This window comes from Nitrospirota bacterium, assembly GCA_016212215.1.
In the GTDB taxonomy this organism is placed as follows: domain Bacteria; phylum Nitrospirota; class 9FT-COMBO-42-15; order HDB-SIOI813; family HDB-SIOI813; genus JACRGV01.
The window spans coordinates 1-6,662 of sequence record JACRGV010000128.1 but is presented as its reverse complement, the minus strand read 5'-3'; the positions used below and the strand labels follow the sequence as shown (position 1 = coordinate 6,662).

Below are 6,662 nucleotides of genomic sequence, written 5' to 3'. Positions count from 1 at the left end.
ATATAGCAAAAGGTTCGGCTGCGGAACTGAGAACACAAGTATATATTTCACAAGAGGTCAAGGTATTTTCTAATAGTGATGCGAAAGAACTCATTCAAGAATTGAAGTCAATTTCAAAAATGCTCCAAGCGTTACATAACTTGTTGAAAAACCGTGAACCGTAAACTGATAACTGTGAACGGTTACGTATAATTTACCTCAGGCTTAATGCAATCCCTTTGACATCAAAGTTTCATACTGCTACTATAACCCCGAAAAAACAAAGTAAGGACTGGGCGAGGAGGCGTAAGAAAATGGGCAGAACTGAATTTTACAGCACAGTGCATTCTGTGCATCCAGGAATATAACATGGCGAAGATTGGCAGAAACGAACCATGCCCTTGTGGCAGTGGTAAGAAATATAAGAAATGCTGTCTCGAAAAAGAAAAGGCAAAACAGTCCCTGTCGTCGTTTCAAAAAAGAAAAAGCTTTATCCGCTTGTTACGAGAAGAGGTTCAGGGGCTTTCTACTGAAGAGATTATAGAGAGACTGAAAAAAAATGGCATTGATTTTCATAAAGAACAGTTCCTTGAAGATGTAAAAAGGTTTTATTCCATATTCGCTCTTTCGCAACAATGGGCGGACACCTCCTCGATTAATAAGGATGACATTGAAGAGGATTTCTTATGGTGTGCGGCGAGGGTATTGAGGGAAAGACTAATGCCTGACATCATAGATTCAGAGAAGATAGACGATTTGATGCAGGAAGGATATGAACTCATTTATGATCAGGAGAAATGTGTCGAAGGTTGTAATCTTTGGCTGTTAGCATGGGAATATCTCAAGAAGCTATACATTACATCTGACACAGAATCGGTTGAGGATGTAGATAAAATTTTCATCGGTTCGGAAAAGCTTTATAACTGGTGTCAGGATATGGAAGTGGAGTTGGGAAATGCAGGGTTGAAAGACCCTTCATTTTACGAAAAAAAGATCAAGTATTGTCAGGAGTTCTGTAAACTGCTTCCCCGGACGGATGCAGATATAATCAACAATATGATGTGTGCTGAAGCAGAGGTATATTTTGCACTGAAAGATATGGAACAGGGCGAAAGGATTTTTAAAAAGGCTATAGAGGCATTTCCTACATTCGGTTGGAACTATATCAGATGGGCAGATCAATACTGGTTATTCCGTGGGAGTGATGAGATTCCCTTTGATTATGATAAGGCAGAGCAGATATATAAAATGGGCATGGAAAAAGATGCTCGGAGTAAAAAGGAAATCCTTGAGAGACTCAAGGAATTGGAAAAGAGAAGATCGTATGGAAAGTAGCCGGTTTTCCCTTATTTGGGTAAACCCTTGCATCCATTATAAAATCATTAAGTACACAAGGGAAATATTATGACAAAAGAAAATGTGATTAGGATATTAAGGTCTGTTACTGAAGAATAGCTTCTCAAATATAAGGCACGAATAAGGGGTATCTTTGGGTCTGTTGCCAGAGGTGTAGGGGATAATGAAAATATCCCCAAAAGTAATAATTTATGTCCTCGTTAGTTCTTTTATTCCCCCTTTCATATTTAATGTATTTTATTCTTGAAATATTATGCTTCTTTCTTAATAATGAGTGGGGAAATAATTTCCCTCCCCCGTCAAGGGGGAGGGAATATTATTTAACTCCAAAAATATATTAATTCTGGCTCTTGGTCGAAATCAGGGAATCTTGTATTTGTTCAATAATAGCTGTATATTTGCCATTCCATTATCATGACAGATTTCTTATAACTGTAAAATACCATCTCATCATTATCTCAAGACGCCTTCTGGTTGCTTTCTAATGATTTTTACCCACTCACTTTGGAGAAGACCCAAAAGTATTTCTGCTAAAGGTTTGTCATGAAATAAGTTGTGCATTTAGGCGCTCAGATTTCGGTCAGGTTTGAGTGCGACCGATTGAGCAAACCAGAAGGCGTAGTTGAATCTACGCTGAGGGGTTGCGATTGAGGAGCACACAAAGATGGCCGGAAGATGAGATGCATAAATGTATAGGTTATTTCATGACAGACCCTAAGTAAGCTCTTTCAGCGCATTGATGTCCTGTACCGTGTACTTCTTTCCCTTACACGGAATCCAATCTTCTTTTCCTTGGATGGCGGAGGGGTCATCAACCGGAGGATCGCATCAAAAATTAATTTAATTTCCCCGTCATGGTTCTCTACCTTTCGTTCAAGCTGTGACAGCTTGTTGGCAAGTTCTTTATTCATTGATAGTATTTCTCTAAGTTTGACAAAGGTCCGTATAATGGCGATGTTGACCTGCACGGCCTGCTTGCTTCGAAGAACACTTGAGAGCATGGCTACACCTTGTTCTGTAAAGGCATAAGGGGTAGCACGGCGAATACCACCCCAACTTGAAGTCACAATTTGTGACTTCAAGTTGGCAAACTCTTGATTTGTAAGCTGAAACATAAAATCTTCCGGAAACCGTTCTTTGTTTCGTTTAATTGCCTGTATCAATACTTTTGGCTCAACGCCATATAGTTCTGCAATATCGACACTCAGCATAACTTTTTCACCGCGAATAAAATAGATTTTTCTTTCAATTATTTCCACAGGGATAACTGTTTTCATTAATTACCCCCTTTCACCTCTTTCAAAAATAATATGGCTGCTTCTGTCCTGCTCTTTACACCTAGTTTTTTATAGATTGTCTGGAGGTGGGATTTAATGGTCTCAAGGGACAGGCACATTTTATCGGCCATTTCTTTATTGCTCTTTCCTTCTGATAAAAGGTCCAGTGTCTCACGTTCCCTTTCTGTTAATTGAGCGATTTTTGATGATGGCACTTTTTCATGAGGTATTGCAATTTCTATCGCTGACATTACCTTTGGAATGCTGTTCGCCAGAAATGGGGATATGACATCCTCACCTTTATAAGTCCCCTTGATTATTCTTATGAACTCTTTGTGATCTGCATCTTTAAGGATATAGCCGACAGCACCATTACGAATTGCAGAGATAATCCGTTCATCATCGTCATGAACTGACAACATAAGTATTTTTATAGAAGGTTCTCTATCTAATATAAGTCGTGTTGCGTTGATGCCGTCAAGCTTCGGCATATCAACATCCATAAGGATTATGTCAGGGTGAATCTCGTCAATAAGGGAAAAAGCATCACGTCCGTTTGCCGCCTCTCCAACGACCTTTATCTCATCTTCCTGTTCAAGGAGATATCTCAGACTCTGCCGGAAGAGCCTCTGGTCATCGGCTATTAGTATCTTGATACTCATGCTACTTCCTCCCTCGTTGTTTCGACATTTATGGGTATACTTAAGTAAAATACTGCCCCGCCATTTTCTCTGTTACCGGCCCATATCCTCCCGCCGTGAGCATCTACCACAACCTTGCAGAAGTAAAGGCCAAGTCCTGTGCCGCCCTTTATGCCGTTCATCTCTTTTTTATAAAAAATATCAAATACCTTAGTCAACTCAGCAGGAGCAATACCCGGTCCATCATCCTCAATTTTGAATAATAGATTAGAACTTTCTTCTTCAGTAGTAAAGGACATTTTTATTTTCCCTTCAGGAGGTGAATATCTTATGGCATTACTGAGCAGGTTTATGAACACACGCTGTATCCTTCTCTTGTCTCCGTTCAGGTGTATATCATGGTCATTTTCTATAATGACATTAAGCTTCCTCTCTTCTGCCTCAATCCTAAGCAGCCTTACAACCTCTTCAAGTGCATGGCCGATTGAAAATGAAGAGTAGATAAGCGGCAGGTTCTTGTAGCTGACCTGATGTATATCCAGCACGTCATTGACAAGTCCGAGGAGGAGGTCACAGTTTGCGATTAGGTCAATATAGACCCCCCCTCGCCCCCCCTTAAACAAAGGGGAGGAATTCTCATCATCCTTATTGATAGCTGCAGAGTTGTTCAGCATCTCAAGTGTCTTCTTTATGGCGACTATGGGATTTCTCAGGTCGTGTGCAAATGTGGAAGAGAACTGGCTTAATGCCGCAAGCCTTTCAGAATATAAGAGCTGTTGTTCAAGCCGCTTTCTTATAGTAATATCCTTAAATATCTCCACGATTGAAATACTTCCATCAAGATTTTTTATGCAGGAGTGGGTTATAAGATATGTAAGCCCTTTATTAGTAGTTGCCTCTATAGTATGCGGTTTATGTTCATCCCTGTTTTTCTGAGAACAGCCTTTACACGGCATACCGCCGACCCCGAAAACCTCACGGCAGTTTTTTCCTATAGAACCCTTGCCATAAAGATATATGAATGTTGCATTCATATATTGAATTTTGTAGCTTTCATCAAGTAGAACAAGCCCGTCTCCAAGGCTGTCCATGACAGTATTAAGTTTGTCCCTCTCCAACTTTATCTCATGGAGCTTATCTTCGAGGTCCTTAGCCATCCGGTTAAAGCCCTCTGCAAGTTTTTCCAGTTCATCGCCGGTCTTTATCTTAATGTTGTGGTCAAGGTGTCCGCTGCCTACCATGCGTTCAACCCCGGAGCTTAATTCCTTAATGGGTTCTGAAATCCATCTGGCTGCAAAATAACTCAGCAGGATCAGGATTCCAATGGCAGAAGGGCCTAAGATAAAAACCTTCCATAAAGATATAGTGGAATAAATATGAGAGTATTCTACCTCGGGAACTTCACCGACATAGGTATGCTGGTATAAGACATCACCGATAGATTTTCCGACTGTCCTTGTTTCTTCCAGATAAACAATCAAAAGTACTATAACAGCAGATACCATGCCTACAATAAGCATAGTGATTATGAGTTTTTGCTGTATACCGCCTATCTTTTTTAACATCCGGATACCTCATGCAACAATTGCCGGCCACTTTAATTCACTTTTTCTATTCTGCTTACAAACAGGACTGATGGGAAATTTCGTTGAAGTTCCTTGCTGTAAAAATTAGACATGTAAACGCCTTTGCTATAACGTATCCGTGTGTTCGGTTTGAGTTCGACCTTTGTGCCTGCTATCCACGAAATATCATCTCCATTTTTTACCTGTATATAGCTGTAGGCTGAGGCATGAATAATCTGCTGAACGACCCCTTCATTGGGGAGGCTTGGCCCGGTGTTTTTATGTCCTGCAATCGCTGCTTCGTAAGCATTTGCCTCAGCCTTAGTCCCCCAGAAGCCTATATCACCCTTATCATCAAAGGTCGCATAATACACATTCGGAAGATAACCGTCGCGGTTGGACCCTCCCAAAATATAAATCCACTTCTTATATACTGCCGCAGCAAAGGTTGCCCTTGCCTGAGGCAATGCTGTTGTTGCCTGCCACTGAGTAATTCCTTCCTTTGAATTAATGCTGCCCTTTTCAACACTATCCAGATATTCTGTTCCGGATATGCCGCCTAATGCATAAAGATGACCATCATAGACTGCTGACGCCAATCCATAACGTCCGATATTTAATGGTGTTGTTGACCTCCATGCAGGGTTTGTTTTACCCCCTGTCTCAAGCCCTGACCATTCCACATCTGTAATCCCTATTCCCTTCATCTGGTCATGCCCGCCTATGATGAATATATTATTATCTACCTTCTGGATACCGTGGATGTAACGCGGCATCGTTAATGTCTCTTTTTCTATATTCCACTCCCCGATACTTCCGTCTTCCATAAAATCAGCCCTTTCAATGCTGTCCAGCATTGCACCGCCGAACCCGCCGAAAGAATAAATCGCTTTGCCGATAACGGCTACCTCGCTGCAACGCCTTGGTATTACAAGCTGATGGTTTTCTCTAACCCATGGGCCGAGACTCCCATCGGGCATTATTTGTGCCCTTTCAATTGAACGCAGAAGGGTCTGGCCATAAGCCCCTTTGCCGCCTCCTACAACGTAGATATGGTTTTTATAAACAGAGGCACCTATGAATCCCCGTTCCTCATTTAGTCTTGGACCGTTTATCCAAGGTCCCAGCGCCCCATCCTTCTGGACTTTTGCATACATGGTGGTATCAAGAAACAAATTGCCGTCTACACCGCCAATCACGTAAATAGTGCCGTCGGCAACGACCACTGCAGAGCCGGCCCGTGGTGTAGCAAAAGAACTGGCCTCTTTCCATCATGGGATCCAGACCTTGTCTTTTCTGGTACAGGCAGTAGTAAGGATGAAGGAGAGGATAATTATTATTGATACAATTTTATATTTCACACGTAAATCAACCCCATCCCCACCCCCCGATTACTACTTCGGGGGCAGGCTCTACCCCTCCCCTTGAAGGGGAGGGAATAAACTCAGTCCCCTCTCCCTCAGGGAGAGGGTAAGGGTGAGGGTGGGGTTCTCTTCGCCCTTTGTGAACCATACATTCATGTATGTTCCATTCGTTACAGGGATAATATCAGTATGGAAAATTGTTTGTCAACCTGTAAGGCGGATTCAAAATACTATTTTCGGATTGACCATGATTACATGTACAGACTATAATGGATTTGTTCAAAAACAGGTATAATGTTCCCTCCCCCTATATGGAGTCGGGGTGGGCAGGGTGGGGGTGGGCAATGGAGACTTTCGGACATGAGCCTCGGCTTACAAATGGAAATGAAAATAGTAAACAGTAAGCAGTTAGCAGTAAACAGGAAAGGCAGTCTTTATCTGCTATCTGCTTACCGCTTACTGCTTACTTGGGGTCATTTT

7 protein-coding genes are annotated in these 6,662 nt (G+C 41.9%); 3 read left to right on the top strand and 4 right to left on the bottom strand.

All coding sequences use genetic code 11. The annotated features are described in order from the left end of the window. Together HZA08_11745 and HZA08_11740 are read left to right on the top strand one after the other, a co-directional pair. Positions 1 to 164: four helix bundle protein (locus HZA08_11745; GenBank protein MBI5194096.1), on the top strand; the 164-nt coding region annotated here is incomplete at its 5' end. Positions 165 to 348: 184 nt separating this feature from the next. Then, positions 349 to 1,314: an SEC-C domain-containing protein gene (locus tag HZA08_11740; GenBank protein ID MBI5194095.1), complete on the top strand. Its 966-nt coding sequence runs from the start codon at positions 349 to 351 to the stop codon at positions 1,312 to 1,314. A gap of 749 nt (positions 1,315 to 2,063) precedes the next feature. Here the strand turns inward: HZA08_11740 and HZA08_11735 are convergent. The 4 genes from HZA08_11735 to HZA08_11720 are packed head-to-tail and all read right to left on the bottom strand — an operon-like array spanning position 2,064 to position 6,044. Then, entirely contained in the window at positions 2,064 to 2,612 is a 549-nt protein-coding gene (locus HZA08_11735; protein MBI5194094.1) for an ORF6N domain-containing protein, read from the bottom strand. Next, a complete protein-coding gene (locus HZA08_11730; GenBank protein ID MBI5194093.1) occupies positions 2,612 to 3,274 on the bottom strand; it encodes a response regulator transcription factor in 663 nt (220 codons plus the stop codon). The genes HZA08_11735 and HZA08_11730 overlap by 1 nt, the downstream gene beginning before the upstream one ends. Next, complete coding sequence (locus tag HZA08_11725; GenBank protein MBI5194092.1) at positions 3,271 to 4,818, bottom strand: HAMP domain-containing protein; 1,548 nt, start codon at positions 4,816 to 4,818, stop codon at positions 3,271 to 3,273. Before HZA08_11725 ends, HZA08_11730 begins: the two co-directional genes overlap by 4 nt. Positions 4,819 to 4,850: 32 nt before the next feature. After that, the gene (locus HZA08_11720) at positions 4,851 to 6,044 is read right to left on the bottom strand and encodes a hypothetical protein (protein ID MBI5194091.1); all 1,194 of its coding nucleotides are present in this window, start codon (positions 6,042 to 6,044) and stop codon (positions 4,851 to 4,853) included. Positions 6,045 to 6,321: 277 nt separating this feature from the next. Between HZA08_11720 and HZA08_11715 the strand changes: the two genes are divergently transcribed. Beyond that, positions 6,322 to 6,477 carry a hypothetical protein gene (locus HZA08_11715; protein MBI5194090.1) on the top strand — a complete coding sequence of 52 codons (156 nt, stop codon included), beginning with the start codon at positions 6,322 to 6,324 and terminating at the stop codon, positions 6,475 to 6,477. Positions 6,478 to 6,662 lie beyond the last annotated feature (185 nt).